At 74.3% G+C, this 25,866-nt stretch carries 23 protein-coding genes and 1 pseudogene; 9 read left to right on the forward strand and 15 right to left on the reverse strand.

Features of this window, described 5'->3' with window-relative positions; all coding sequences use genetic code 11:
- The first annotated feature begins 85 nt into the window (after positions 1-85).
- Positions 86-862 (forward strand): DUF3152 domain-containing protein, encoded by a 777-nt coding sequence (locus H7X46_RS17185; protein ID WP_222131338.1) that lies wholly within the window; start codon positions 86-88, stop codon positions 860-862.
- 49 nt (positions 863-911) lie between these two features.
- On the opposite strand, the gene H7X46_RS17190 is transcribed toward H7X46_RS17185, so the two are convergent.
- From H7X46_RS17190 to H7X46_RS17210, 5 genes are all read right to left on the reverse strand, one after another.
- Positions 912-1,502, reverse strand: a complete 591-nt coding sequence (locus tag H7X46_RS17190; protein WP_186360375.1) for a GNAT family N-acetyltransferase — start codon at positions 1,500-1,502, stop codon at positions 912-914.
- A gap of 713 nt (positions 1,503-2,215) precedes the next feature.
- Positions 2,216-2,833: a dihydrofolate reductase family protein gene (locus H7X46_RS17195; RefSeq protein ID WP_186360376.1), complete on the reverse strand. Its 618-nt coding sequence runs from the start codon at positions 2,831-2,833 to the stop codon at positions 2,216-2,218.
- A gap of 29 nt (positions 2,834-2,862) precedes the next feature.
- Positions 2,863-3,561 carry a response regulator gene (locus tag H7X46_RS17200; protein WP_370588821.1) on the reverse strand — a complete coding sequence of 233 codons (699 nt, stop codon included), beginning with the start codon at positions 3,559-3,561 and terminating at the stop codon, positions 2,863-2,865.
- Positions 3,558-4,691 carry a histidine kinase gene (locus tag H7X46_RS30755; protein WP_222131339.1) on the reverse strand — a complete coding sequence of 378 codons (1,134 nt, stop codon included), beginning with the start codon at positions 4,689-4,691 and terminating at the stop codon, positions 3,558-3,560. The genes H7X46_RS17200 and H7X46_RS30755 overlap by 4 nt, the downstream gene beginning before the upstream one ends.
- A 138-nt stretch (positions 4,692-4,829) precedes the next feature.
- Entirely contained in the window at positions 4,830-5,483 is a 654-nt protein-coding gene (locus tag H7X46_RS17210) for a GPP34 family phosphoprotein (RefSeq protein WP_186360378.1), read from the reverse strand.
- Between the two features lie 178 nt (positions 5,484-5,661).
- Here H7X46_RS17210 and H7X46_RS17215 point away from each other — a divergent pair, with 178 nt between their 5' ends.
- Entirely contained in the window at positions 5,662-6,651 is a 990-nt protein-coding gene (locus H7X46_RS17215; RefSeq protein ID WP_186360379.1) for a phosphotransferase, read from the forward strand.
- A gap of 32 nt (positions 6,652-6,683) precedes the next feature.
- Here the strand turns inward: H7X46_RS17215 and H7X46_RS17220 are convergent, their stop codons facing one another.
- The 3 genes from H7X46_RS17220 to H7X46_RS17230 form a co-directional block, all read right to left on the reverse strand.
- Entirely contained in the window at positions 6,684-9,089 is a 2,406-nt protein-coding gene (locus tag H7X46_RS17220) for an excinuclease ABC subunit UvrA (protein ID WP_186360380.1), read from the reverse strand.
- Between the two features lie 62 nt (positions 9,090-9,151).
- Positions 9,152-9,565, reverse strand: coding sequence for a VOC family protein (locus H7X46_RS17225; RefSeq protein WP_186360381.1), 414 nt, complete (start codon positions 9,563-9,565; stop codon positions 9,152-9,154).
- A gap of 5 nt (positions 9,566-9,570) precedes the next feature.
- Positions 9,571-10,014 carry a helix-turn-helix transcriptional regulator gene (locus tag H7X46_RS17230; RefSeq protein ID WP_186360382.1) on the reverse strand — a complete coding sequence of 148 codons (444 nt, stop codon included), beginning with the start codon at positions 10,012-10,014 and terminating at the stop codon, positions 9,571-9,573.
- A 105-nt stretch (positions 10,015-10,119) separates the two neighbouring features.
- Between H7X46_RS17230 and H7X46_RS17235 the strand changes: the two genes are divergently transcribed.
- The gene (locus H7X46_RS17235; RefSeq protein WP_186360383.1) at positions 10,120-10,812 is read left to right on the forward strand and encodes a DUF2306 domain-containing protein; all 693 of its coding nucleotides are present in this window, start codon (positions 10,120-10,122) and stop codon (positions 10,810-10,812) included.
- A gap of 9 nt (positions 10,813-10,821) precedes the next feature.
- Here the strand turns inward: H7X46_RS17235 and H7X46_RS17240 are convergent, their stop codons facing one another.
- Positions 10,822-12,090 (reverse strand): acetylxylan esterase, encoded by a 1,269-nt coding sequence (locus tag H7X46_RS17240; RefSeq protein ID WP_255426156.1) that lies wholly within the window; start codon positions 12,088-12,090, stop codon positions 10,822-10,824.
- Positions 12,091-12,360: 270 nt separating this feature from the next.
- On the opposite strand from H7X46_RS17240, the gene H7X46_RS17245 reads away from it, so the two are divergent.
- Complete coding sequence (locus tag H7X46_RS17245; protein ID WP_186360384.1) at positions 12,361-13,443, forward strand: permease; 1,083 nt, start codon at positions 12,361-12,363, stop codon at positions 13,441-13,443.
- A gap of 43 nt (positions 13,444-13,486) precedes the next feature.
- Here the strand turns inward: H7X46_RS17245 and H7X46_RS17250 are convergent, their stop codons facing one another.
- Complete coding sequence (locus H7X46_RS17250) at positions 13,487-14,599, reverse strand: ROK family protein (protein ID WP_370588822.1); 1,113 nt, start codon at positions 14,597-14,599, stop codon at positions 13,487-13,489.
- An 88-nt stretch (positions 14,600-14,687) separates the two neighbouring features.
- Here H7X46_RS17250 and H7X46_RS17255 point away from each other — a divergent pair, with 88 nt between their 5' ends.
- Positions 14,688-15,974 (forward strand): YbiU family protein, encoded by a 1,287-nt coding sequence (locus tag H7X46_RS17255; RefSeq protein ID WP_186360385.1) that lies wholly within the window; start codon positions 14,688-14,690, stop codon positions 15,972-15,974.
- 36 nt (positions 15,975-16,010) lie between these two features.
- Here H7X46_RS17255 and H7X46_RS17260 read toward each other — a convergent pair whose 3' ends face one another.
- The gene (locus H7X46_RS17260; protein WP_222131341.1) at positions 16,011-16,973 is read right to left on the reverse strand and encodes an Lrp/AsnC family transcriptional regulator; all 963 of its coding nucleotides are present in this window, start codon (positions 16,971-16,973) and stop codon (positions 16,011-16,013) included.
- Positions 16,974-17,116: 143 nt separating this feature from the next.
- Between H7X46_RS17260 and H7X46_RS17265 the strand changes: the two genes are divergently transcribed.
- Positions 17,117-18,457, forward strand: a complete 1,341-nt coding sequence (locus H7X46_RS17265) for a DUF3100 domain-containing protein (protein ID WP_186360387.1) — start codon at positions 17,117-17,119, stop codon at positions 18,455-18,457.
- Positions 18,458-18,474: 17 nt separating this feature from the next.
- Complete coding sequence (locus H7X46_RS17270; protein ID WP_186360388.1) at positions 18,475-19,671, forward strand: amidohydrolase; 1,197 nt, start codon at positions 18,475-18,477, stop codon at positions 19,669-19,671.
- Between the two features lie 34 nt (positions 19,672-19,705).
- Here H7X46_RS17270 and H7X46_RS17275 read toward each other — a convergent pair whose 3' ends face one another.
- The 4 genes and pseudogenes from H7X46_RS17275 to H7X46_RS17290 form a co-directional block, all read right to left on the reverse strand.
- A complete protein-coding gene (locus H7X46_RS17275; RefSeq protein WP_186360389.1) occupies positions 19,706-20,446 on the reverse strand; it encodes an AIM24 family protein in 741 nt (246 codons plus the stop codon).
- A gap of 96 nt (positions 20,447-20,542) precedes the next feature.
- Positions 20,543-21,289 (reverse strand): hypothetical protein, encoded by a 747-nt coding sequence (locus H7X46_RS17280; protein ID WP_186360390.1) that lies wholly within the window; start codon positions 21,287-21,289, stop codon positions 20,543-20,545.
- Positions 21,290-21,354: 65 nt separating this feature from the next.
- Positions 21,355-22,014: pseudogene (locus H7X46_RS17285) on the reverse strand (ABC transporter ATP-binding protein); the annotation flags it as partial.
- A gap of 34 nt (positions 22,015-22,048) precedes the next feature.
- Positions 22,049-23,614 (reverse strand): alpha/beta hydrolase, encoded by a 1,566-nt coding sequence (locus H7X46_RS17290; protein WP_186360392.1) that lies wholly within the window; start codon positions 23,612-23,614, stop codon positions 22,049-22,051.
- A 291-nt stretch (positions 23,615-23,905) separates the two neighbouring features.
- Here H7X46_RS17290 and H7X46_RS17295 point away from each other — a divergent pair, with 291 nt between their 5' ends.
- Entirely contained in the window at positions 23,906-24,139 is a 234-nt protein-coding gene (locus H7X46_RS17295; RefSeq protein ID WP_186360393.1) for a hypothetical protein, read from the forward strand.
- Between the two features lie 92 nt (positions 24,140-24,231).
- The gene (locus H7X46_RS17300) at positions 24,232-25,866 is read left to right on the forward strand and encodes a hypothetical protein (protein ID WP_186360394.1); all 1,635 of its coding nucleotides are present in this window, start codon (positions 24,232-24,234) and stop codon (positions 25,864-25,866) included.

Consider the following 25,866-nt stretch of genomic DNA (forward strand, 5'->3'; position numbering starts at 1 on the left):
CGGCCATCGCACCGGGGTGTCACGGACGGGGGGTGAGCCGCGCGCCGGGTCGTGCGAACCGATGCGGTCTGGGACGCTGTCCGCCGTGCCGCCGCACCCGACCCCGGTCGCCGCCCGGCCGGTCCGCACCGGCCGCGGACCGGTGCACCCGGGCCGGGTCGTCGCCGTGGTCGCCCTGGTCGTCACCGCCTGCGGCACCGGCCCGGACGGCGGCGTGTCCCCCACCCCGGCGCCCGGCCCGCCCGCAGGGGAGGCGACGGCCGCGCCGGCCGCGCCGGTGGCTCCCGCCCCGCCCGCGGTGTCCGAGGCCGACCGCCGCGCCGGCCTGCGCGGGCGCGGGGTGCCCCGCACGGCGTCCGGGGAACCGGTCGTGGTCCCCGGCCGCACCGCCGCCCCGGCGGGCCGGGCCCGCACGGTCCCGATGCGGGTGGAGGTGGAACGCGGGACGGACGTCGACGGCGCCGCGTTCGCAGGCTTCGTGACGGCCGTGGTCAACGACCCGCGGTCCTGGGGCGGTGACGGCTCGGTGGGCTTCGCCCGCACCGACGGCCCCGCCCCGCTGCGGATCATCCTGGCCACCCCGGCACTGGCCGACCGGCTGTGCCTGCCGCTGGACACGGTGGGCCGGCTGTCGTGCCGCAACGGCGACCGGGTCGTGCTGAACCTGGAGCGCTGGGTCACCGGCACCCCCGAGTATGCGCGTGACCTCACCGCGTACCGCCGCTACCTGGTCAACCACGAGGTCGGGCACTGGCTCGGTCACGGCCACGAGGACTGCCCGGGCCGGGGCCACCCGGCGCCGGTGATGCTGCAGCAGACGCTCGGGCTGGACGGCTGCGCCCCGAACTCGTGGCCGCGCTGACGTCCGGGCTGCGCGAGGGGTCGGGCGTGACCCTCGACGCGCCCGGGGCTCATTCGGGCCGCTCGGTGTGCTCGTCCTCGGTGTCGGGGAGCTCGATCAGCGGGTCGGTGGCCAGGTCCCCGGCGCGGATCCGGTAGACCCACAGGGTGCGGCCGTAGTACTTGTCGGTCTCCCCGACCCAGGTGAGGCCCAGCCGCTGCGCGGTCGCGACCGCCGGCGCGTTGTCCGGACGGGTCACCGCGAACAGCTCGTCGACGTCCGGCTGGGCCAGCGCCCACTCGATCAACACGGCCGCGGCCTCCGTGGCGTAGCCGCGCCCCCAGGCGTCAGGGCGGATCTGGTAGCTGATCTCGAGGTCCTGGTCGTACGGCGGCAGGAGGCGGATCGCCAGCCCGCCCACCACGACCCCGTCGCTGCGGCGCTCGACGGCCCACCGGCCCCGGGGCGGCTCGAGGTTCTGCTGGGCTTCGATCCAGGCGGTCAGCACGGCTCGCATCGCCTCGGCGTCGCCGATCCGGTCGGTGGCAGGCGTCAGCCACCCGGTGACGTCGGCGACCCCGTAGATCGCCAGGGCGTCCTCGGTGTCGCCGAGTCGCCAGCCGCGGATCCGCAGGCGCTCGGTGCCCAGTTCCTGCGCCATGGCGGCACGCTAGTGCGGACCGCGCACGTCCGTCCACCGGTGGCCACAACGTGCTGATCGACCCGGGCGCAACCGCCGACGCGCACGTTGTCGCCCGGCCCGGGCCGGAACGCGCTGATCGACTCACGGCCGAGGCTCGACGTGCGCGATCCCGCCGGGGCCGGGGCGACAACGCGCTGATCGACCCAGGCACGGCGTCCGAGATGCGCCTTCCCGCCCTACCCGGGGCAACAGCGTGATGATCGACCCACGCACAGCGCCCGATACGCACGTACCCGCCCGCTTCGGGACGATAGCGTGCTGATCGACCCAGGCACGGGGATCGAGATGCGCGCTCTCGCCCTACCCAGGGCAACAGCGTGCTGATCGACCCGGGCACCGGGCGTGAGGTGCACGTTGTCGTCCCGGAAGGGGCGGCATGGTGCTGATCGATCTGGGCGCGGGGATCGAGAGGGCGCCTTCTCGCCCAACCCGGGGCCAGAACGTGCTGATCGACTCACGGCCGAGGCTCGACATGCGCGATCCCGCCGCGGCCGGGGCGACAACGTGCTGATCGACTCCGGCGCTGCGCCCGGTACGCACCTTGCCACCCCGCTGGGGACCGGATCGTGCTCGTCAGGGGATGCCGGGCCGCGGTGCGCACCGGGTACGCGCCGCCGGAGCACCGGCAGGGGTGCAACGGACACGCGCCACACCGGTGCGGCAGGCGTGCGTCACTCCACCTCGATGGTCCCGTACTCCGGGCGTCCCGCGGTGCGGTAGCTCAGGATCGTGACGCCGCGCGGCGTCGTCCGGGACCCGGTGAGCTCCAGCGCCAGGTCGGCGCCCTCGGCCGGGAACAGCCGACGGCCCGCGCCGAGCACGACCGGGAAGACCAGCAGGTGCAGCTCGTCGAGCAGCTCCTCGGCCAGCAGCCACCGGACCAGCTCACCGCTGCCGTGCACCTGCAGCTCCCGGCCCGGCCGGGCCTTCAGCTCGCGGACGGCCGCGGCGACGTCATCGGAGAGGACGGTCGTGCCGGCCCACCCGGGATCGGTCAGCGTGGTCGAGGGCACGTACTTGGGGAGGGTGTTGAACGCGACCGCGACCGGGTCGTCGCCGGGGTCGGCCATCTTCCCCCAGGACCCGGCGAAGATGTCGTAGGTGCGCCGGCCGATCAGGAACGCGTCGACGCGGCCGAACACCTCGTCCACGAACGCACCGGTCCGCTCCTCGAAGTATGGCACCACCCAGCCGCCGCGGGTGAACCCGCCGGAGCGGTCCTCGTCGGGGCCGCCCGGGCCCTGGTAGACGCCGTCCAGGGACAGGAACATCGTCGCTGTGAGCTTCATGCCGGTGCCGACCGGCCGGGGCGGGCGAACTAATCGGTCGCGTCGCGGACCAGGAGCGCGATCTGCACCCGGTTGTCCAGCGCCAGCTCCCGCAGCAGCTTGGACACGTAGGACTTCACCGTGGCCACCGACATGTGCAGCTCCTCCGCGATGTCGGCATTGGACCCGCCGCGGGCGACGGCCTCGGCGACGTCGCGTTCCCGCTCGGCCAGCCGGTCCAGCCTGCTGCGGGCGGCCCGGCGCCGGTCCACCGGCCCGGCCCCGCCCCTGACCATCCCGATCAGCCGCCGGGTGATCGCCGGGGAGAGGACCGCGTCGCCGTCGGCGGCGGCCCGGACGGCCTCGACGATCCCCTCCGGTGCCGCGTCCTTGAGCAGGAACCCGCTCGCACCGGCCCGCAGCGCGCGCACGACGTGCTCGTCGGCGTCGAAGGTGGTCAGGACGACGACGGTCGGCGGGTCCGGCGCCGCCGTCAGCCGCTGGGTCGCGGCGACGCCGTTGACCCGCCGCATCCGCAGGTCCATCAGCACGACGTGCGGGCGCCCGGCCCGGACGGCGTCGGGGACCTCGTCGCCGTCGCCGACGTCGCCGACGATCCGGATCCGCCGCTCCGGGGCGGTGTCGGTCGCGGCGAGCACGTGCCCGTCGAGCATCACCTTCAGCCCGGCCCGGACCAGCGGGTCGTCGTCGACCAGCAGGACCCGGATCTCGGTGTCGGGACCGCTCACGCGTGTGTCTCCTTCGTCCAGGGCAGGACCGCCCGCAGCCGGTACCCGTCCGGGAGCGGGCCGTGCGCGAGCGTGCCGCCGGTCAGCGTCTCCACCCGTTCCCGGAGCCCGATCAGCCCGGTCCCGGCGCCCTCCGGTGCGGGCCGGTCACCGGTGCACCCGGAGGTCACGGTGACGGTGAGGTCCCGGCCCGGCCGGCCGTCGAGGACCACCTCCACCGCGGCACCGGGCGCGTGCCGGGCCGCGTTGGTCAGCCCCTCGCGCACCACCCGGTAGGCGACACCGGCGAGCGGGCGGCCCGGCGGTGCCACCATCAGCAGCGCCGTGGAGCGCAGCGAGACGTCGGCGCCGGCCTCGCGGGCCTCGCTCACCAGGTGCTCGACGGCGGCGAGGTCCTCGGTGTCCTCCGGCCCGTCGGACGGGCACGGCGGCTCGTTCAGCACCTGGACGATCGTGCGCAGGTCCTCCATCGCGCGGTGCGTGGTGTCGCGCAGCACCTGCGCGCTCTCCCGGACCGTCTCCGGGGACAGGTCCGTGCGCAGCGCGAGCGCGCCGGCGTGCACCGACAGCAGCGACAGCCGGTGGCCGAGCCGGTCGTGCATCTCGCCCGCGATCCGCCGCCGTTCGGCCGCCCGGGCCTGCTCGTCGCGCTCCGCGCGGTCGGCCTCGGCGCGGGCGAGCTGCCGGCGCAGGTCGTCGACCATCGCCCGCCGGTTCGCGGTGAGCAGGCCCGCCACCGTGGACGACGTCAGGAACGCCGTCGCGCCCCCGAGCAGGAACAGGGTCTCCCCCAGTGTCGGGACGCCCAGCGCGATGTTGACGGCCGCGCCGGCGACCGCCAGGGCGAGGACCACCACGGTCTCGGCCGTCCGGCGCCGGGCGGCGATGACGAACACGCCCACCAGCGGCAGGTACGTGGCGATCGCCGCGGCGTTGCCGACCACGATCGCCAGCAGGGCGAACGACCTCGGATACCGGTAGCGCAGCGGCACCGTCCCGAGCGCCGCCACGCCGAGCACCAGCAGGGCGATCCGGTACCCGCTGTCGACGAGGTGGGCCTCCCCCGTGGTCAGCCCGGCGGCCGTGACCGCGACCATCAGGATCACGGACATCACGGCAGGGCGGAGCACAGGACGACCATAGGCGCGCGGGCGTCGGCGGCCGGGACGTGTCCCCCGGATCGGGCGGGCACGGCGGCTCCCCAGGCCGTGCCCGCCGACCGGACCGGTCAGGGCGGCGTACACCTCACCGGTACTCCCCCGGGGCGATCACGTGCCACCCCCTGCTGCCGCGGCCGACGCCGCGGCCGCGGCCGCGGCGGCCTGGACCTCGCGGACCGCCGCGGTGACCGCGGGACCGGCCCAGTCGCCGTCGGCGACGAGCCGGGCCCGGTCCCGCAGCTCACGGCGGCGTCCCTCCAGCACCCGGTGCTCGGCCCGCACCGCGTGCAGCAGCGAGACCAGCCCCGCGATCCGGGCGTCGGTGGCGACGCCGTCGCGCAGCGCCGCCGCGATCCCGGCCAGCAGCGTGTCGCGCAGGGCCGGGTCCGGCCACCAGCGCGCGAATCGCAGGAACCCGCCCGGCCGGCGGTCGACGTGCCCGCCGCGGGCGAGCGCGCCGAGCACGGCACCGCGCAGGCCGGGAACCAGCCGGGTGACCCCCCGCTTCGCCCGGAACCAGCCTGCCGGCAGCGCCGACGCGCGTTCCGCGACGACGTCGCCACCGGTCCGGGCGACGAGCCGCAGCCGCGGGCTGTGCTCACCGTCGGTCTCCAGCCACCCGCGCGCCGCGAGGTCGAGCAGGACGGCGCCGGCGAGCGCGCGTTCGGCCCGCTGGCGGTCGACGACGAACCGGCCGGTGCCCGGGTCGAGCAGCACGATCGTCAGCAGTTCGGGCATCGTGAGCGCCCTGCCGTCGTCCATCGCGTGCTCCTTCCGCCGCGCCGGCACCGAGCGTGCCCCGCCCGGCGCGGAGTCCGCACCCGGCGAAGGTCTGCGGCCGAGGCGACGGAAGTCGGGACACGCGTGCCGCCGCGGCCACCCACCGGCGCGGCGAGGGCCGGGTAGCCGGGCGCCCCTCGATCGCGAGAGCATCCCCCGCATGGAGCAGCGCCCCACCGGTTTCGACGACGGCGACGTCCGCTCCGCGCTGGCCCGCCACCACGGGATCGACGCCCGGGAGCTGCGCTACCGCGCGGTCGGGTTCGGCGACTACCACTGGGAGGCGACCGGAGCGAACGGCCGGCGCTGGTTCGTGAAGGTCTCCGATCTCGCCGACAAGCCGCAGTGCGGCCCGACCCCCGAAGCCGCGCTGGCGGGCTACCGGGCGGCCATGCGCACCACGGCCGAGCTGCGCGCGGGCGGGCTGGAGTTCGTCGCCGCCCCCGAACCGGCACGGAACGGCGAGTTCGTCGCCGACCTGGGCGGCCGGTGGGCGCTGGTCCTGTTCCCGCACGTCGACACCGAACCGGCCACGGCGGGCCGCGACTTCTACACCGAGCTCTCCCGGGCCGACCGGGACGCGCTCCTCGCGCTGCTGGCCCGGCTGCACACGACACCGGCGCCGGCGGACACCCCGGTGCACACGCCGGACGTCCCGGACCGGGCGGTGATCGAGGACGCGCTCGCCGGGCAGGAGACCTCGTGGACCGGGGGCCCGTTCTCCGAACCGGCCCGGCAGGCCGTCGTCACCCACACGTCGGCGATCCGGGACCGCCTCGCCGACGCCGACGCGCTCCTGCACCAGCTCCGGCTCGCCGGGCGCCCGGTCGTCGTCACGCACGGGGAGCCGCACCCGGGCAACCTGCTCGACACCGACCGCGGCCTGCTGCTGATCGACTGGGACACCGTCGGGCTGGGCGTGCCGGAGCGGGACCTCGCCGTCGTCCCCGGGGACCTGTCGGCCTGGACCGAGGCGACCGGCGTCGAACCGGACCCGCACGCGCTGGAGCTGTACCGGCTGCGATGGGCGCTGGCCGACCTCGGGGAGTTCCTGCGCTGGTTCCGGAACCCGCACGCCGACGACGCCGACAGCCGCACGGCCTGGGAGGGGCTGCTCCAGACGCTGGACGACCTCGCCGGAGGCCCGTGAGTGGAAAGGCGGGCCGGAGCCCGCCTTTCCACTCACGAGCCGACGTAGTCCGCCAGGTGCTGCCCGGTCAGCGTGGACCGGTCCGCCACCAGCTCGGCCGGCGTGCCCTCGAACACGATCCGGCCGCCGTCGTGACCGGCGCCCGGACCGAGGTCGAGGATCCGGTCGGCGTGCGCCATGACGGCCTGGTGGTGCTCGATCACGATCACCGACTTCCCGGCGTCCACGAGCCGGTCCAGCAGCGCGAGCAGCTGCTCGACGTCGGCCAGGTGCAGGCCCGTCGTGGGCTCGTCGAGGACGTAGATCCCGCCCTTCTCCCCCATGTGCACGGCCAGCTTCAGCCGCTGCCGCTCACCACCGGACAGGGTGGTCAGCGGCTGGCCGAGCTTGAGGTAGCCGAGCCCGACGTCGGCGAGCCGCTCGACGATCCGGTGTGCCGCCGGGATCCGGGCCTCGCCGGCGCCGAAGAACTTCTCGGCCTCGGCCACCGACAGGGCGAGCACCTCGCTGATGTCGAGCCCGCCGAAGCGGTACTCCAGCACCGACGCCTCGAACCGCTTGCCCTCGCACACCTCGCAGGTGGTCGCGACACCGGCCATCATCGCCAGGTCGGTGTAGACGACGCCGGCGCCGTTGCAGTTCGGGCAGGCCCCCTCGGAGTTGGCGCTGAACAGGGCCGGCTTCACGCCGTTGGCCTTGGCGAACGCCTTCCGGATCGGTTCCAGCAGCCCGGTGTAGGTGGCCGGGTTGCTGCGCCGCGAGCCCTTGATGGCGCCCTGGTCGACCACGACGACGCCGTCCCGCCCGGCGACCGAGCCCTGGATCAGCGAGCTCTTCCCCGACCCGGCCACCCCGGTGACGACGGTCAGCACCCCCAGCGGGATGTCGACATCGACGTCGCGGAGGTTGTGCGTGTTCGCCCCGCGCACCTCGAGCGCGCCGGTCGGTGCCCGCAGCGACTCCTTGAGCCGGGCCCGGTACCCGAGGTGCCGCCCGGTGATCGTGCCGCTGGTCCGCAGCCCCTCGACGGTGCCCTCGTAGACGACCTGGCCGCCGTCGGTGCCCGCGCCCGGACCGAGGTCGACGACGTGGTCGCCGATCACGATCGTCTCCGGCTTGTGCTCGACGACGAGCACGGTGTTGCCCTTGTCGCGCAGGCGCAGCAGCAGGTTGTTCATCCGCGCGATGTCGTGCGGGTGCAGCCCGATGGTGGGCTCGTCGAACACGTAGGTGACGTCGGTCAGCGACGACCCGAGGTGCCGGATCATCTTGGTGCGCTGGGCCTCGCCGCCGGACAGCGTCCCCGACGGCCGGTCCAGCGACAGGTAGCCGAGTCCGATCTCGACGAACGAGTCCAGTGTCTCCCGCAGCGACCCCAGCAGCGGCGCGACTCCTCTGATGGTCGAGCTCTGCTCCGCGTCGTCTCCGGCGGCTCGCTCGAGCCCCCGCACCCACTCCGCAAGATCGCTGATCTGCATCGCGCAGGCGTCGGCGATGTTGATGCCCTTGATCTTCGACGACCGCGCGAGCTCGGAGAGCCGGGTGCCGTCGCAGTCCGGGCAGGTGCGGAACACGACCGCCCGGTCCACGAACGCGCGGATGTGCGGCTGCATCGACTCCCGGTCCTTGGCGAGGAACGACTTCTGGATCCGCGGGATGAGCCCCTCGAACCAGACGTTGACGCCCTCGACCTTGATCCGGGTCTGCTCGTGGTACAGCAGCGCGTCGAGCTGCCGCTTGGTGAACTCCCGGATCGGCTTGTCGCCGGGGAAGAAGCCGCTGTTGGCGAAGATCCGGCCGTACCAGCTGTCGCCGCCGTAGTTGGGGATCGTGAGGGCCCCCTCGACGATCGACTTGCTGTCGTCGTAGAGCGCGGTCAGGTCGAAGTCGGAGACGGTGCCGCGGCCCTCGCAGCGCGGGCACGCGCCACCGATGATCTCGAACTCGCGCCGCTCCTTGATCTGCCGGCCACCCTTCTCGATGGTCACCGCGCCGGCGCCGCTGATCGAGGCGACGTTGAACGAGAACGCCTTCGCCGACCCGACGTGCGGCTCCCCCAGCCGGCTGAACAGGATGCGCAGCAGCGCACCCACGTCGGTCGCCGTGCCGACCGTGGAGCGGACGTCGCCGCCCATCCGCTCCTGGTCGACGATGATCGCCGTGGTCAGGCCGTCGAGCACGTCGACGTCCGGCCTGGCCATCGTCGGCATGAACCCCTGCACGAACGTGCTGTACGTCTCGTTGATCATCCGCTGGGACTCGGCGGCGATCGTCGCGAACACCAGCGAGCTCTTCCCCGAGCCGGAGACGCCGGTGAACACCGTCAGCCGCCGCTTGGGCAGCTCCACGCTGACGTCGCGCAGGTTGTTCTCCCGCGCGCCGTGCACGCGGATCAGGTCGTGGGAATCTGCCGGGTGCGAGGTGGTGGCGGTCGTCATCGACTCTCCGTCCGACGGAAGCATGGCTCGACACTCATCATCGTACGGCGTACCAAGAAGACTCAGCCGGCCTGGTTGATCCGGACGTGGTTGCCGGCCGGGTCGCGGAACGCGGCGTCCCGCACGCCCCAGGGCTGGTCGGTCGGCTCCTGGACGACCTCGACGATCTCGGCCGCCTGCATGCGCTCGAACACCGAGTCCAGGTCGGAGGTCGAGAGGACGATCGTGGCGTAGGTGCCCTTCGCCATCATCTCGGTGATGGTCCGCCGTTCCTCCTCGGTGATCCCCGGGTCCGCCGCGGGGGGCGCGAGCACGATCGAGGTGGCGGGCTGTCCGGGCGGGCCGACGGTGAGCCAGTGCCGGCCGCCGTACTCGACGTCGTTGCGGACCTCGAAGCCCAGGGCGTCGCGGTAGAAGGCCAGCGAGGCCTTGTGGTCGGTGTGCGGGAGGAAGCTGTGCGCGATCGTGATGTCCATGCCGCTCACGCTAGGGACTGCGCCCGCCTCGGGGCTTCTCGATTCCTGACCGGTCTGGTGACCTGCTTGGCCACACAGGCCGGGATGCCCTCGGTGCCGTCCGCGCACTCCCGCTTGAACACGCTCGGCGACATGCCGACGAGCTCGGTGAACCGGGTGCTGAACGTGCCCAACGACGAGCACCCGACCTCGAAGCACACCTCGGTGACGGACAGGTCCCCGCGCCGCAGCAGCGCCATCGCGCGTTCGATCCGCCGGGTCATGAGGTAGCTGTAGGGCGACTCGCCGTAGGCCCGCCGGAACTCGCGTGACAGGTGGCCCGCGGACATGTGCTCACCGCGGGCGAGCGCCTCGACGTCGAGCGGCCGCGCGTACTCGCGGTCGATCCGGTCCCGGACCCGGCGCAGCCGGGCCAGATCGCGCAGGCGCTGATCGTCGCTGCTGGTCACCGGCCGATCGTGCCACAACGGGCCGGGCCTACACCCGGACGAGTAGCCGAGAAGTCAACTCCGGGACGACGACCGGCGGGCCCGGCACGGCCAGACTCCCGGGGCATGGCCGTCCCTCCCGCGCAGACCGCGCGCCGCCCGCCGCTGCGGGCATGGGCCCTGGTCGTCGTCGCTGCCGTCGCGGGCGTGGTCCTGGCCGCCCCGTACGTGCTGCTCGACATCGGGTCGAGCCGGCTGGAGGTGACCGGCCGGCTGCACTACGGCCTGCTGGTGGCCCACGTCCTCACCGCGGCGGTCGCGCTCGTGCTCGGTCCGCTGCAGTTCGTCCCTGCGGTCCGCGCCCACACCGGCCGGCACCGCGCGATCGGTCGCGCGTACCTGCTGGCCGGTGTCGTGCCGGCGGGGCTGACCGCCGTCCCGGTCGCGCTGCTCTCCGGACGGCTGGTCACCCAGGTCGGGCTGGTGGTCCCGGCGGTCGGCTGGCTGGTGACGGCCGCCCTGGCGGTGCGCGCGATCCGGCGGGGTGACGTCGAGGCCCACCGGTCCTGGATGACCCGCAACTACGCGCTGACCTTCCTGGCCGTGACCGCGCGGGTCCTGGTCCCGCTCATGCTGCTGGCGCAGGTGCCGTTCGGGGTCCCGGCCGACACCCTCCGCGCGTCGGCACCCGCGCTGATCCCGGTCGGGCAGGTGCTGGGCTGGGTCGTCAACCTGGTCGTCGCGGAGATCCTGATCCGGCGCAGGCGGTCGGCCGGCGTCGCGGTCCCGCGGGAGGACGCGGGGACGCCCGCGACGTGACCGCCGCGCTCACCGCGCGAAGAGGTTCCCGTTCAGGTAGGTGTCCCAGTCCGCCGCGGTCAGGCCGTGCTTCCCGGAGCGCAGGTGGTAGCTCATCGCCGGTCCGCGGTGACCGCGGTCGGTCGCCGGCGGCCAGTGCGGCGAGGGCAGCCCGGTGTCCCCCAGCCCGTAGAGGTCGTAGACGCGGGCGGCCGCGACGTAGGACAGGAACTCGCCCTCCGGGTCGGCGTTCGCGTCGCCGGTGGCGCTGCCCACCACGACCCGGCGGGGCGCGACCAGGGCCAGCAGCTGGTGCTGGTCGACCGGCAGCGCGTGCTCCCGGCCGCCGTAGGCCTTGTACGTCGGCGGGAACCAGTGCGGGAACGAGTCGTTGACCCGCGCGGTCGTCTCGGCGCCGACACCGCCGTCGCCGCGGCGGGCCGGCTTCGCCCCGGTCGACCCCGAGTTGTGCGCGACGACCGCCGCGAAGCGGGTGTCCTGGGCCCCGGCCCACAGTGCCGCCTTGCCGCTGCGGGAGTGACCGATCACCGCGACCTTCGCGGGATCGAGGTCGGGGTCGGTCTGCAGGTAGTCCATGGCGCGGCCGGCTCCCCAGGCCCAGGCGCTGACGGCCCGGCCGGCGTCGTCGGGCAGCTCCCGGTCGGCGGGGTGGAACAGGTCGATCATCGGGCTGCGGTAGTCGTCGCCGTCCGGGGCGATCGCCTCGGCGTCGATCGCGGCGAACGCGTAGCCGGCCCGGGTGATCGTGGAGACGGGCGCGTAGCCCGACGACTGCTGCGGGTCGTCGTCGACCGAGCCGCGATGGTCGATCATCAGGAACGTGCCGCGCGGCGGGCCGGGAGTCTTCGGGACGAACAGTCTCAGGTCGAAGCCGGCGGTCCCGTGCGGGCCGGTGACGGTGATCGTCACGGTCTTGCGGGTGACGCCGCCGGCGTCGGCCTCCGTCACCCGGAAGTCCTGGGCCGCCGGGGCCGGCAGCGGCTGCCCGTAGACGTGCTCCCGGAAGTCGGCGAGCAGCTCGCCGCGGCGGGTGCCCTCCCAGGCGGCGACCCCGGTCACGGGTTCGCCGTTCGCGGCCCGCAGCGGGTCCGGGTAGGCGGTCCCGTCGATCGTCAGCGGCTCGGCGGGGTCCTGCTCGCCGTCGGGACGGCCGTGGTCGTCGGCGGGCCCGGTGACCGCGGCCTGGGCGACTCGAACGGACTCCTGCGGCACCGGCCGGTCACCGGCTCCGGACGCGGCCAGCACGACCAGCGAGAATGCCGCGGCGACGGCGTGCATTCTCCGGGGACGGTGGGGTCGGGGTCTCGGGGCAGGCATTTCGCGGGAACCTACCCGGCAGTGATCACCCAGCGCACCCGATCTCGCTGCGGCACAGTCGAACGGGTGACGGGTGCCGCCCCGAACGTGCCGGTGGCCCAACTCCGTGCGGAAACCTCCGCGCACCCCGCCTACCTGATCGACGCGACCGCACACCTGATCGGAACGTTCGGGGTGCGCGTGCGACGAAGGGTGGAGTGCGGCCGGGCCCACGCGCCCTAGCCTCGCCGAATGCCTGAGCCCACCCACACTCCGACCCGACGGCGGACCGCGCACGCCGCTGTGGTGGGCGTCCTGCTCGCCGCGGTCCTGTTCGTGGTCGTCCTGCTCTGGTCGAAGTGGCTCCCCTACACTGCGCAGGCGGTGCGGGTGTGGGACCTGGGCACGTGGAGCGGCACGAACGTGTGGGGCGCCGGCGGCGTCCGGCCGGGGGACCCGCCGTCCTGGCACGCGGCCACGTCGTTCGTCGTCGCCTACGGCCAGGCCGTCTGGAAGGCGTTGCTCGCCGCCCTGCTGATCAGCGCCGCGCTGCAGGCGCTCGTGCCGCGGGGCTGGATGCCGCGGCTGCTCAACCGCCGCAGCCGGCTGGCCAGCGCGCTGGCGGGTGGCCTCGGCAGCACCCCGTCGATGATGTGCACCTGCTGCGCCGCGCCCGTGGTGGTCTCCCTGCGCCGCTCGGGGGTGTCGACCGCGGCGGCGATCGCGTACTGGCTGGGCAACCCGCTGCTCAACCCGGCGGTCCTCGTGTTCCTCGTGCTCGTCGCGCCGTGGGAGTGGACGGCGACCCGGCTGGTCGTCGGCCTGCTGATCGTGGTCGGCGGTGCCGCGCTGGTCGCGCGCCTGGCCGACGGCCGGCAAGCCCCGCCCGCGCTCGCGGACGCGGTCCCGGCCGAGCCGGTCGACGCGGAACGGCCGGCCCGCGTCCTGTCCCGGTTCGCCGGCACGCTGGCCCGGATGGCGATCGTCCTCGTTCCCGAGTACCTGGTCGTCGTGCTGCTGGTGGGCGCGTTCCGCGGCTGGCTGTTCCCGATCGACGGCGCGGCGGGCGCCGGGGTGCTGCTCGTCGTGCTCGCGGCGGTCGTCGGCACGCTGATGGTGATCCCGACGGCCGGGGAGATCCCGATCCTGCAGGGCCTGGCGCTCGCGGGCGTCGCGGCCGGCCCGATCGGTGCACTGCTGGTCACCCTGCCCGTGGTGAGCCTGCCGGGGATCGTGATGGTCGCCCGCGCGCTGGGATGGCGGGCGACGGCCGGGACCGGTGCCCTCGCCGTCCTGGGCGGGCTGCTGGGGGCGGGCGTCCTGCTGGTCCTCTAGGAACGGGAACCGGAACGACCCGTGCGCCGTGCCGGGTCCACGATCAACGGCAGGCGTCCACGACGAGGGACCGCAGATTCTCGAGACCCTGGTCACGGGCCCCGGCCAGCTCCGGCCGGTCGGCGACCCGCGCCGCCCGGACCTCGACCGGGCGGTGGAGCCGCCCGGCCTCGGTGACGACCGCGTCGAGGACCGCCGGTTCGATCCCCCAGGGGCCGCCGACCACGACGAGCTCGGGGTCGGCGAAGGCGACCGCGGCGGCCAGCACGCCGGCGACGGCGCGGGCCAGCGGGCCCAGCACGGCGGCGCCCTCGGCCGAGCCGGCCGCCGCGCGCAGCGCGTCGACGTCGATCGCGGTCGAGCCCGGCCGCCGGAGCCCGAGCAGGCCGAAGACCTCGGTGAACGGGACGACCGCTCCGTCCGGACCCACGGTGGGCACGTGGGCGATCTCGCCGACGAGCCCGGAGTGCCCCCTCCGGACGACGCGATCGTTGACGACCGCGCAGCCCAGTCCCTCGCCCAGGTAGAGGTAGACGAAGTCGTCGAGCCCGGGGGCGGCGGCGCGTTCGGCCCGGGCCGCCCAGTTGACGTCGTTGTCGACCAGGACGGGCCCGTCGACGGAGCCGGCGAGGACCTCCTGCAGGGACAGCTCACCGAGCAGGAACGGGGCGTCGGCCAGGTGGACCAGGCGTCCGGTCGCCCGGTCCACCGGGTCCGCGGCGCTGACCACGGCCGTGCGGAACCGGACGCCGCCGCGGCGGGCCGCGCGGACCGCGGCCTCGACCGCCGCGACGACCTGCGGCGGGCGGGCCGGCCGGACGACGTCCTCGGCGGCGCGGCCCACCACGTCCCCGTAGGCGTCGAGGGCTTCGACCACGACGCCGTCGGGGGCCACGCTCACGACCAGGGCGCAGCCGGCGTCACCGGCGAGGGCGTAGTACGAGCCGGCCCGCCCGCGGCCGGTGGTCCGCTCCCCGGTGTCGGCGACGAGCCCGGCCGCGCAGAGCCGGCGCACGCTCTCCGAGACCGTCGGCTTGGAGATCCCGGTCCGGGCGGCGAGCTCGGCCCGGGTGAGGCGCCGGTGCTCCATGAGGGCACGCAGCACGTGCTCGTCGGTGAGCGAGCGGACCAGGTCCAGCGACGGCTTGGCGTCCACGACCGCAGTTTAGTAAGGAGCCTTGCCTGAAGCACGCCCGGACGGCTACCGTCGACTTCAGTAAGGAGTCCTCACCAAAGGAGCCGGGATGACCACCACCGTCGACGCCCTGCCGGCGCTCCCGCACTGGGAGTCCACGCCGCCCGACCTGGCGGCGGCCACGCGCGAGATCAAGGCCGCGCTGCGCGCCCGGATCGCGGCTTCCGGGCGCACCGTGGAGGAGGTCTTCGCGGTCGTCGAGCAGCGGGTCGCGGCGCGGGTCGCCGAGATCGCGGCCGAGAAGGAGCGCGGCGAGCAGGTCTGGCCGGTGATCGACTACGCCGACATCGCCGCCGGCACGGTTCCCGCCGAGGCGCTGGACAAGCTCCGCCGGCGCGGCTGCCTGGTCGTGCGCGGCCACTTCCCCCGCGAGCAGGCGCTGGCCTGGGACCGCGACATCGTCGACTACGTCGAGTCCAACCGGTTCTTCGAGACCTACCGGGGCCCCGGCGACGACTTCTTCGGCAGCGTCGGCTCGACGCCGGAGATCTATCCCGTCTACTGGTCACCGGCGCAGATGCAGGCCCGCCAGAGCGATCGCACGGCCCGCGTCCAGGCGTTCCTCAACGCCCGGTGGCGCCACGAGGCCGACGGCGTCCGCTGGTTCGACCCCGAGCGCGACTCGCTGTACCCGGACCGGATCCGCCGGCGTCCCCCGGGCGCCGACTCCGGCGGGCTGGGCACCCACCTCGACCCCGGCACGCTCGACCTGTGGATGACGCGGGCCTATCAGAAGGCGTTCCGGCACCTGTTCGACGGCACCGTCGAGCAGTACGACCCGTGGGACGCCGCCCACCGCACCGCCGGGCCGCAGTACCCCGGCAGCACCATGTGCTCGGCGTTCCGCACCTTCCAGGGCTGGACCGCGCTGTCCGACATGGACCACGACCAGGGCGTCCTGCACACGGTGCCGATCCCGGAGGCCATGGCGTACCTGATGCTGCGCCCGCTGCTCGACGACGTGCCCGACGACGACATGTGCGGGGTCACCGTCAACCAGGTCTTCCCCGCCGACGAGCGGTGGCACGCGCTCCCGCTGCAGGCCGTCACCGGCATCCCCGACGTGCAGGCCGGCGACTCCGTCTGGTGGCACTGCGACATGATCCACGGCGTCGACCCGGTGACCGGCCAGAAGGGCTGGGGCAACGTCATGTACATCCCCGCCGCCCCCTGGTGCCCCCGCAACGAGGCCTACGCCGCGAGCGTGCGCGAGGCGTTCCGGACCGGGTCGAGCCCGGGTGACTTCCCGGCCGAGCACTACGAGCGCACCTGGCCGAACCGGTTCACCGAGGCGCAGCTCAACGCCACCGGGCGGCGGGGGCTCGGGCTCGAGTGACGTCCCGGCCGCGGCAGCCGCCGGGGCGCACGGTGCTCACCCCCGGTTCCGCGGGCGCCCGTGCGGGTCGAGCAGGCGGCGGAGGTGCAGCGGCGTGCGGAGCACCAGCGAGCGGTCCGCGACCGTGACCTGCGGGAGGAGCTCGGTCAGGTACGACTCGAGCTTCGGCACGTCGTCGAGCGTGCGCAGCCACGCGGCGAGCGCGATGTCGTAGCCCCCGACGGTGGAGGCGACCAGCCGGGCCTCCTGCAGCGTGGCGAGCCGGGTGACGACCGCCTCGCGTTCCCGCGCCCCCACCCGCAGGAAGAACCAGGCGTACACCGGCCATTCCGACAGCGGGCGGGCGATCTCGGTGCGCAGCACGATCCGTCCGGTGGCGAGCGCGGACGACAGCACGGCCGCGGCCCGCGTCCTCGGCACGCCGATCTCCTCGGCCAGCGCTGCCACGCTGATCCTCGGCTCGCGCATCAGGACGGCCTGGAGCGTCGCGACGAGATCGCGGCTCACCTTCACCGTCCGCGACGACGTGGGCTCCCGTTCCAGCGCGGCCACCTCGGCGGGCTCGAGGGCACGGACCCGCCAGCTGCGGGCGTCCGAGACCGCGGACGTGATGATCTGCGTGCGCAGCGCGCGGACCCGGGGCAGGGCCGGGACCCGATCCAGGACGTAGCCCGCGATCCGGTCGGGCCCCTCGCACAGCAGCGTGACGAGCAGGTCGCGGTTGCCCGCGGTCAGGTCGATGGTGAGGACCTCGGGGTCGGCGGCGATCTGCTCGGCGATGCGCATGGCGTCCGCGGGCGCGCAGTCCACCTCCAGCAGCGCGGCGTGCATGCCGGTGGCCCGGTACACCGCGATCCACGCGTCTCCCCGCGCGCGGAGGCGTTCCCACCGGCGGGCGAGCGTGACGGGGTCCGAGCCGATGGCGCGCGCCAGCGCCGACCAGCTGGCCCGGGGCCGGATCTGCAGGGCGTGCACCAGCCGCAGGTCGTCGTCGCGCAACGGTGGCGCCGTAGGCGGCGATTCCTGCATCGAACGCTCCCCCGATGTCGATTTTCCGGCGATCTGCCGGAGCAAACCGTACGTTCTCCTACCGTTCCCGCACCTCCTACCTCCCTTGTCACCGTCGCCATCGAGAGGTGCCCATGTCCGAAGCGCCGTCCGCATCGCCGACCGGCACGGTCGGCCCGATCCGCTTCACGCTGCGCTCCCCGCGCCTGTGGGGCCTGATGGCGGCGTTCGCCGTCCTCGCCGCGGGCGCCCAGCTGATCGGCCCGGCGCAGATCCCGCTCGGCCCCGCCGCGGTCACCCTCCTGCCGATGGTGTGGGGCCTGGTCGGGGGGCTCGTCGTCTCCACGCAGCGCTGGCGCCCGCTCGGGCTCGACCTCCAGGCCGCCGCGTCCTCGCTCATGTGGATCGCGATCCTGCTGCTGGTCGCGCGCCTGTCGTTCGAGATCGGCCCGAACCTCGGGCTGCTCGTCGAGGCCGGGCCGGCACTGTTCCTGCAGGAGTTCGGCCACCTGTTCGGCACGATCCTGCTCGCGCTGCCGCTCGCGGTGCTGCTCAAGATGGGGCCGGCCACGATCGGGGCGACCTTCTCCATCGACCGGGAACCGGCGTTCGGGATGGTCAGCGAGAGGTACGGCCCCGACTCGCACGAGTACCGCGGGGTCCTGTCGATGTACATCTTCGGCTCCGTGTTCGGTGCCGCGCTCGTCAGCGTCATCGCCTCGATCTGCGCCTCCCTGCAGATCTTCGACCCGCTCGCGCTGGCCATGGGCTCGGGCGTCGGCTCCGGCTCGATGATGGCGGCCGCCGCGGCCAGCGTCGTCGACGTGCACCCCGAGCTGGAGGGGCAGGTGCTCGCCGTCGCCGCGATCTCCAACATGCTCACCGGTCTGCTCGGCGTCTACGTGGGCATGTACGTCGCGCTCCCGCTGGCCGACCGCCTCTACCACCTGCTCAGCCGCACCCCGCGCACCGCAGCGGCCACCACCGGGACGGCGACCGGCACCGCGACCGAGCCCGCCGAGGAACGGCCCGTCACCGTGTCCATCCCGCTGTGGACGTCGGTCCCGCTGGTCCTGCTGGTCGGCCTGATCGTCTCGTTCATCGCGGCGAAGGGCTTCTCGTGGTCGATCCTGGGTGCCTACGCCGTGATCACCGCCGTGATGCTGGCCAGCATCGGCCTCTACCGGCTCACCCGCGGGAAGGTGTCGGCGATCATCGCGGTCGTGACCATCGGCGCGCTGATCACGACCCCGCTCTCCCCGGTCGGCGAGTGGATCCACGGGCTGATGGAGACGGTCAGCTTCACCGCGATCGTCACCCCGGTCCTCACCGCCGCCGGCCTGAGCCTCGGCAAGGACCTCGTCAAGATCCGTTCCATCGGCTGGAAGATCATTCCGGTGGGGATCGTCGCGATCACCGCGTCCTACGTCCTGTCCACCCTCGTCGCCGAGCTCGTCCTCGGCCTCCTCCCCTGACCCGGAAAGGCGCCCCCATGACGGCCACCACCTCACTCGGCCTCGACGACGCCGTCGCCCGCACGATCGAGGACCGGGCCGCCCGGCTCGTCGAGATCAGCCACACGATCCACGCGACGCCCGAGCTCGCCTTCTCCGAGCACCGGGCCGCGGCCCTGCTCGCCGACGAGGCGGAGCGCGCCGGGTTCACCGTCACCCGCGGCGCCTACGGCCTGGACACCGCGTTCGAGGCCGTGCGCGGGACCGGGCCGTTCCGGGTCGTGGTGTGCGCGGAGTACGACGCGCTGCCCGAGATCGGGCACGCCTGCGGGCACAACGTGATCGCGGCTGCCGGCCTCGGCGCGGCGCTCGCGCTCGCCGAGGTCGCCGACACCTACGGGCTCACCGTCGTGCTGCTCGGCACCCCGGCCGAGGAGCACGGCGGCGGCAAGGTGCTGCTCCTGGAACGGGGCGCCTGGGCCGGCGCCACCCTGTCGCTGATGGTGCACGGCAACGGCGGGGACGACGTGAGCTGCACGGTCTCCCAGTCGCAGGCCGTGGACCGCTTCGACGTCACGTTCACCGGTCGCGCGGCGCACGCCGCCGCCGCACCGCACAAGGCGGTCAACGCCGGGGACGCGGCGACGGTCGCGCTGGTGGCGATCGGGCTGCTCCGCCAGCAGCTCACCGACGGGGTCCGGCTGCACGCCTACGTCGCGAACGGCGGGGAGGCCACCAACATCATCCCGGCGGAGACCGTGCTGCGGGCCGAGGTGCGTGCGTTCGACAGCGACACCCTCGACGACGCGAAGCGCCGCATGCTCGCCTGCTTCGAGGCCGGCGCGGTCGCGACGGGGTGCGAGTGGTCGCACGAACGGGCCGAGCCGCGGTACGAGGAGCTCGTTCAGCACCCGTTCCTCGCCACGACGTGGGACGAGCAGGTGCGCGCCCTCGGTCGCGACCCGGTGACCGACCGCCCGCGCTCGGGTGGCTCCACCGACATGGGCAACGTGACGCGGGTCGTCCCCGGCATCCACCCGATGATCGCCTTCCGGGGCTCCGACGCGGTGCCGCACACGGTCGAGTTCGCCGCCGACGCCTGCGGTCCGGGTGCCGACGAGGCCGTCCTGCACGGGGCGGTCGCGATGGCGCGCACAGTGATCGCCGCCGCGAGCGGGGCGGCGCGGGACGAGTTCCTCGCGCTCGCCGCGGACCGGGCGGCCGCCGCGAGCTGACGGCGGCCGCGGGCCGGCCGGGTGGGCCACGGGGCTACTTCAGGAATCCTCCGAGGAGGCCGCCGACCCCGCTCTGCTCGCCGCTGCCGTTCCCCGCGATCGCGTTCGCCGGGACCTCCTCGGAGGCCTGCACGATGACGAACCCCTGCCCGGAGAACGTCATCGTGTACCGCTCGCCGGTCGTGCGGCCCAGCAGCGTCCCGACGCCGAGCTGCTCGGCGCGGTGCAGCCCGACCTGCAGCCCGGCCGACCACGCGATCGCGGCCTGCGGGTCCGCGTAGGTCGGCGCGTCGACGTTCAGGACCACCGGCGCGCCCTTCGCGGTGATGGCGAGCCGGCCCCGCCCGCGGAAGACGCAGTTGAACAGGCCGGCCCCGCCGACCGAACCGGCGCCGGACGTCATCCGGACGTCGTAGGACAGCGTCGGCTCGAAGGCCAGGACGTTCTTGCCGTTGATGGTCAGGGTGTCGTCCGGCCCCTCCAGGTCGATGACGTGGACGTCGGCCGCGGCGTCGGCGAGGAACACGTCGCCGCGCCCCTTCAGCTTCATCAGGGGCACACCCTCGCCGGTCAGCTGCTGCTTGATGAACCGGCCGATGCCGCCCGCGCCCAGCGCCTCGAAGCGCACGTCGCCCTGGTAGGCGACCATCGACCCCTGCCGGGCCAGGACCTCGCCGTTGAGCTCGACCTTGAGCATCTTCGAGTTCTGCAGCCGCAGGCCCGGCTGCGCCGACTCCTGCTCCTGGTTCTCCGGGGCGAACAGGTTACTGCGCATCAGTGGCTCCTCCACGATCCCGGGTGCCCGCGCCGGCCGGCCGCACCCGCCGGGGGAACGACCGTCCGCGCGGCGCGGTTCCCGGGCTCCCTCCGCTCAGGCGTCCCGCCGGTTCGCCACCCACAGCGCCGCCGCGAGCACCGCGGCCGCGATCCCGGTGACGTAGACGAGCGCACCCCAGGGCCCGAACACCGGTCCCGCGTCGAAGATCGATCCCGGCTCGGGCCGGCCCGCGTACAGGAAGTGGTCGAGGTTGGCGAACGGCAGCCACCGGCCGATGTCGTCACCGACCCGCGGCAGCGACCCCACGACCGGTTCGGCCACCAGCACCCACCCCAGGAGCAGCAGCAACGATCCCGCGGTGCTGCGCACCAGGGTCGCCACGGCGACCGCGAGCACCGCGGAGAGGGCGAACACCGCGAAGGCCCCGGCCACCGCGCGCCACGGCCCGGCGCCCAGCTCGGCGAGTCCGGCGCCGGGCTGCATCGACCAGGCCGTGCCGCGAGCGGCCGATGCGGTGACCAGCCCGACGACGCCGCAGGCCAGGGCCACCACCACGGTCTTGGCCAGCAGCGCGGTCGTGCGGTCCGGGACGGCGAGGAAGGTGACCCGGATCGTGCCGTGCCGGTACTCGCCGGTGATGGTGAGCGCGGCCAGCACCAGGACCACCAGCTGCCCCAGGGGCAGGAACTCGGTCCCGTCCATCTGCACCCCGGCCGTCGGGAACGCGGCGACCAGGGCGGCCACCCCGGTGACGAGCAGGACGCTCAGCGCGGCGCACCACCAGAACGACCGGGCGGAGAGCAGCGTGCCGCGCTCGGCGGCGATCGCGTTCGTGTTCATGCCGCCTCCCCCGACACGTACTCCACGGCCTGGCCGGTGAGCCGCAGGTAGGTCTCCTCCAGGGAGGCACCACCCGGGCCGGCGAGGTCGGTGAGCGAGCCCTGCGCCATCAGCCGGCCCCGGCCGATCACGACCAGCTCGGTGGCGGTGAGCGTCATCTCGGCGAGCAGGTGGCTGGAGACCAGCACGGTCCGGCCCTCGGCCGCCATTCCGCGGACCAGCGTGCGGAACCACCGGACGCCCTCCGGGTCGAGGCCGTTGACCGGCTCGTCGAACAGCAGCACCGCGGGGTCACCGAGCAGGGCCGCGGCGATGCCGAGCCGCTGGCGCATCCCGAGCGAGAACGTCCGGACCGGCCGGTCCGCCACGGTCGTGAGGCCGACCGTGCCGAGCACCTCGGCCACCCGGCCCTCGGGCAGCCCGTTCGACCGGGCCAGCCGGCGCAGGTGGGCGCGCGCCGACCGCTTCGGGTGCACCCAGCCGGCGTCGAGCATCGCGCCGACCGTGCGCAGCGGGTGCTCGAGCCGGGCGTAGGGGCGGCCCGCGACGAGCGCCTCCCCGGCGTTCGGACGGGTCAGCCCCACGATCATCCGCATGGTCGTGGACTTCCCGGCACCGTTCGGCCCGAGGAACCCGGTCACCGCGCCGGGGCGGACGGTGAACGTCAGGTCGTCGACGGCCGTCGTCGACCGGTACCGCTTGGAAAGAGCCTTCACTTCGATCATGTCGCGTCCTCCTCGGACGGGTTTCGGTGGGCGATCAGGGACGGGTGAGCGCGCAGCGGGCCCCCTCGGGCGGCAGCGTCAGGTGCACGAGGTAGTCGGCCACCACGTCGTCGACGCAGGGGTGGCCCTCGGCGGCGGCGGTGTGCTGGGCGCCCTCGACGGTCAGCAGGCGGGCGTGCAGCGCCTCGGCCAGCCGGACCCCGGCCCGGTACGGCGTGGCCGGGTCGCCGGTGGTCGAGATGACCAGGGTCGGCGGGAGGCCCGGCGCGTGCGGCAGGTGGGCGACGCCGGTGGGGGTGATCGGCAGGAACGCGCACGTGTCGAGCGCGCCGGAGGTGCCCCGCCCGGCGTCGGCGAACGGCGCGGCCGCGGTCGCGCGCCGGGACAGCTCGGCGGCGACGGTGCGGTCGGTGATCCGGTCCCCGTCGGCGCAGTTGACGACCTGCAGGGCCTCCATGTCGTCCGGGTAGGTGCCGTCGGGGCGACGGCCGTAGTACTGGTCGGCCAGCCGCAGCAGGGTGGCGCCGTCTCCGGCGCGCAGCTGGGCGAGCCCCGTGGACAGCTCCGGCCACGCGTGCGAGCCGTACATCGCGGCGAACACGGCGGTGAGCGCGTCCGAGTAGGACAGCGTCCGCGTGTCGCCCGGCACCGGGGCGGGCCGGTCGATCAGCGGCCGGGTCAGGGCCTGGAACTCGGCCGTGGCACGCGCCGGGTCGGTGCCCAGTGGGCAGGACGGGCGGCGCACGCAGTCGGCCGCGAAGGCGTCGAACGCCTGCTGGAAGCCGGCCATCTGGGCGACGCTGCTGTCCACGGCGTTCTCGGTCGGGTCCACGGCGCCGTCGAGCACCATCGCCCGGACGTTGCCCGGGAACCGTTCGGCGTACTCGGCGCCGATCCGCGTGCCGTAGGAGAAGCCGAGGTAGGTGAGCCGGCGGTCGCCGAGCGCCGCACGCAGGATGTCCAGGTCCCGGGCGACCTCCCGGGTGCCGGCGTGGGCCAGCACGTCGGCGCCCGAGCGCCGCACGCAGTTCGCCGCCTCCCGCCGGCTGCGGTCCTCGGCCCGCGCGACGCCGGCCGGGGAGGTGTCGTGGTCGGCGTCGGCTCGCTCGGCGTCCCACTCCGCGTCGCTGAGGCAGTCGATCCGCGGGGTGCTGGCCCCGACCCCGCGCGGGTCGAACCCGACGACGTCGAACGGCCCACCGCCGAGCGCCCCGCTCATCCCGGCGGCGAACGACGTCCCGGACCCACCCGGGCCGCCGGGGTTGAGCACCAGCGACCCGATCGCGGGCTGGTCGGCGCGGTTCCGCAGCACCGCGACCTGCGCGGTACGCCCGCCGGGTGCGGCGTAGTCGAGCGGGACCTCGAGCCGTGCGCAGTCGAACGCCGGGTCCTCGAACAGCGCACGGTCGTCGGCGTTCGTCGCCAGCGGCGCGCACGGCCCCCAGGCCAGCCGCTGGCCGTAGAAGCGCTCGAGACCGGGTGGGACGGGGGCCGGCCCGGGCTCCGCCGGTGGACCGGCCGCCGGGGCCGCACAGGAGGTGACGGCAAGTCCGGTGAGGACGGCCAGGGCGGCGGCCACCCGGTGACGTCGACGGGCCATCAGCGGTTCCCTTTCACTCGCACTGCGGGCCGGACGGGATCCGCCGGCGCCCGAGCCCGGAACGGGCGAGGCAGGACGACGATGCGGGACCCGGCCGAGCCGGGCGAGGGAGTGCGCACCCGGCCCGCCGGGGACGTCCCCCGGGAGGGCGTGGGGCCTGCCCGGTCGGGACAACCCCTGCGGTCCTCGGGAGCGGAGCGCCCCGGGCGCCCGTCGACGCCTGGTCACGACCGGCGCGACGGCATACCGGCGGCGGGTACGGTCGGCTGCACGGCAGAGAAGAGGCACCACATGAGCAGTGCAGACGACCGTGCCGGAGCAGGCAGGGGGCCGGAGGCCGCCGGGGTCGAGCCCTCGGCCGCCGAACCCGACCCGGCCGACGAGCACCCCGAGCAGGAGGTGCCGATCGGGTCACCGGTCGGCCCCGACGAGTGGCGGGAGCTCAAGCGGCGGGCCGAGCAACCCGACCCGCCTCCCGACCGGGACGACACCGCGGAACAGGACCCGGAGGCCCCGAGCAGCTGAGCTCCCGCGGCGGCGCACGCAGCGGGTGACGCCGCGATGACGCCCGGTCCGCAGACTCCCCGACGGCGGTATGGGGCCCGAGGGGAGCGACCATGGCGAACGGTATGCAGCAACAGGCCGGCGGGACCACGGCAGGCATTGCCCGGTCACCGGCCGAGTTCACCGCGGAGGAGCTGGTCGCGACCTCGGTCCGGGTGCACAAGCCGTCCTGGATGCGGGGGCGGACCCGGTTCCCGGTGTCGATGGAGGAGTACCGGGAGCTGGTCACCGCGGCCGAGCAACCCGATCCGACGCCGCTGAGCGCCGACACCGACGACACCCTGGTGGAGGACCCCTCGACCGAGGTGGCCACCGAACCCGTGTACGACGTGCTGGACTTCGCGGACGTCCCGGAGGACGCGGCGCCGGCCGACCATGCGGGGAGCCTCGCGCCCGCGACCACGCACTCGTTCGAGGGCACGCCGCAGACCGGCTTCCGGCCCCCGGACTGCACGATGGCCGTCGGCCCCGCCGACGTGCTGGTCGCGGTGAACGTCGACCTGGCAGGCTACCGCAAGGACGGCAGCCTGCGGTTCCGCTGGCCGAACATGACCGCGCTGTTCTCGACGGTCCTCCCGGCCGGGGCGGGGCTCTTCGACCCGAAGCTCGCCTACGACCACTACGCCGGTCGCTGGATCATCGCCGTCGCCGCCCGCCGCCAGTCCCCCGCCGGCTCCTGGATCATGCTCGGGGTCTCGCAGGGCGCGGATCCGGCAGGGGCCTGGTGGGTGTGGGCACTGGACTTCGGGGTGGACGGCAGCACCCCCAGCGCCAACTGGGCCGACTACCCGATGCTGGGTTTCGACACCCAGGGCATCTACCTCACCACCAACCAGTTCGCGGTCGGCGGGAGCGGTGGTTTCTCGTACGCCAAGCTCCGGATCCTCAACAAGGCCGAGGCGTACGCGGGCGCGGCGCTGGGCTGGTACGACTTCTGGAACCTGCGCAACCCGGACAACTCCGTGGCGTTCACGGTGCAGTCGACGATGCATTTCCGGGGAACCGGGGGAAACCCGCCGGCGTACTTCTGCAACGCGTTGTGGCCGTCGGGCAGCACGTTGACGTTGTGGCAGCTCGACGACCCGCTCGCGCACTGGCGGGGTGCGCAGCCGAACCTGCGGGCCCACCGCGTCGCCTGCCGCTCCTACGACCTCCCACCGGACGCCGAGCAGCCCGACACGACCACGCGGATCGAGACCAACGACACCCGGTTGCTCAGCTCGGTGTTCCAGTTCGTCGGTGGCACGCAACGGCTGTGGACCGCGCACACGTCGAAGATCACCTGGTCCGGGGACTCGGCCGCCCGGTGCGCGGTCCAGTGGTACGAGATCGACACCACCACGCGGCAGGTGGTCCAGCAGGGGGCGTTCGGGGCCAGCGGTTTCTACTACTTCTTCCCGGTCGTTCAGACCGACATCAGCCGAAACGCCCACCTGTGCTTCAGCCGGTCGAGCAGGCAGGAGTACGGGTCGCTGCGCCAGACCGGGCGGCGGGTGACCGACGCGGCGAACAGCATGCAGGGAAGCGCGCTGGTGAAGGCCGGCGAGAGCGCCTACACGCTCGGGCGGTGGGGTGACTACTTCGGTCATGCCCGGGACGGTGGTGACGCGAGCAGGGTGTGGCTCTACGGCGAGTTCGCCGACGCGGTCAACAGCTGGGGCACGTGGATCTGCGGCACCCGATTCTGA

This window comes from Pseudonocardia sp. C8, from assembly GCF_014267175.1.
In the GTDB taxonomy this organism is placed as follows: domain Bacteria; phylum Actinomycetota; class Actinomycetes; order Mycobacteriales; family Pseudonocardiaceae; genus Pseudonocardia.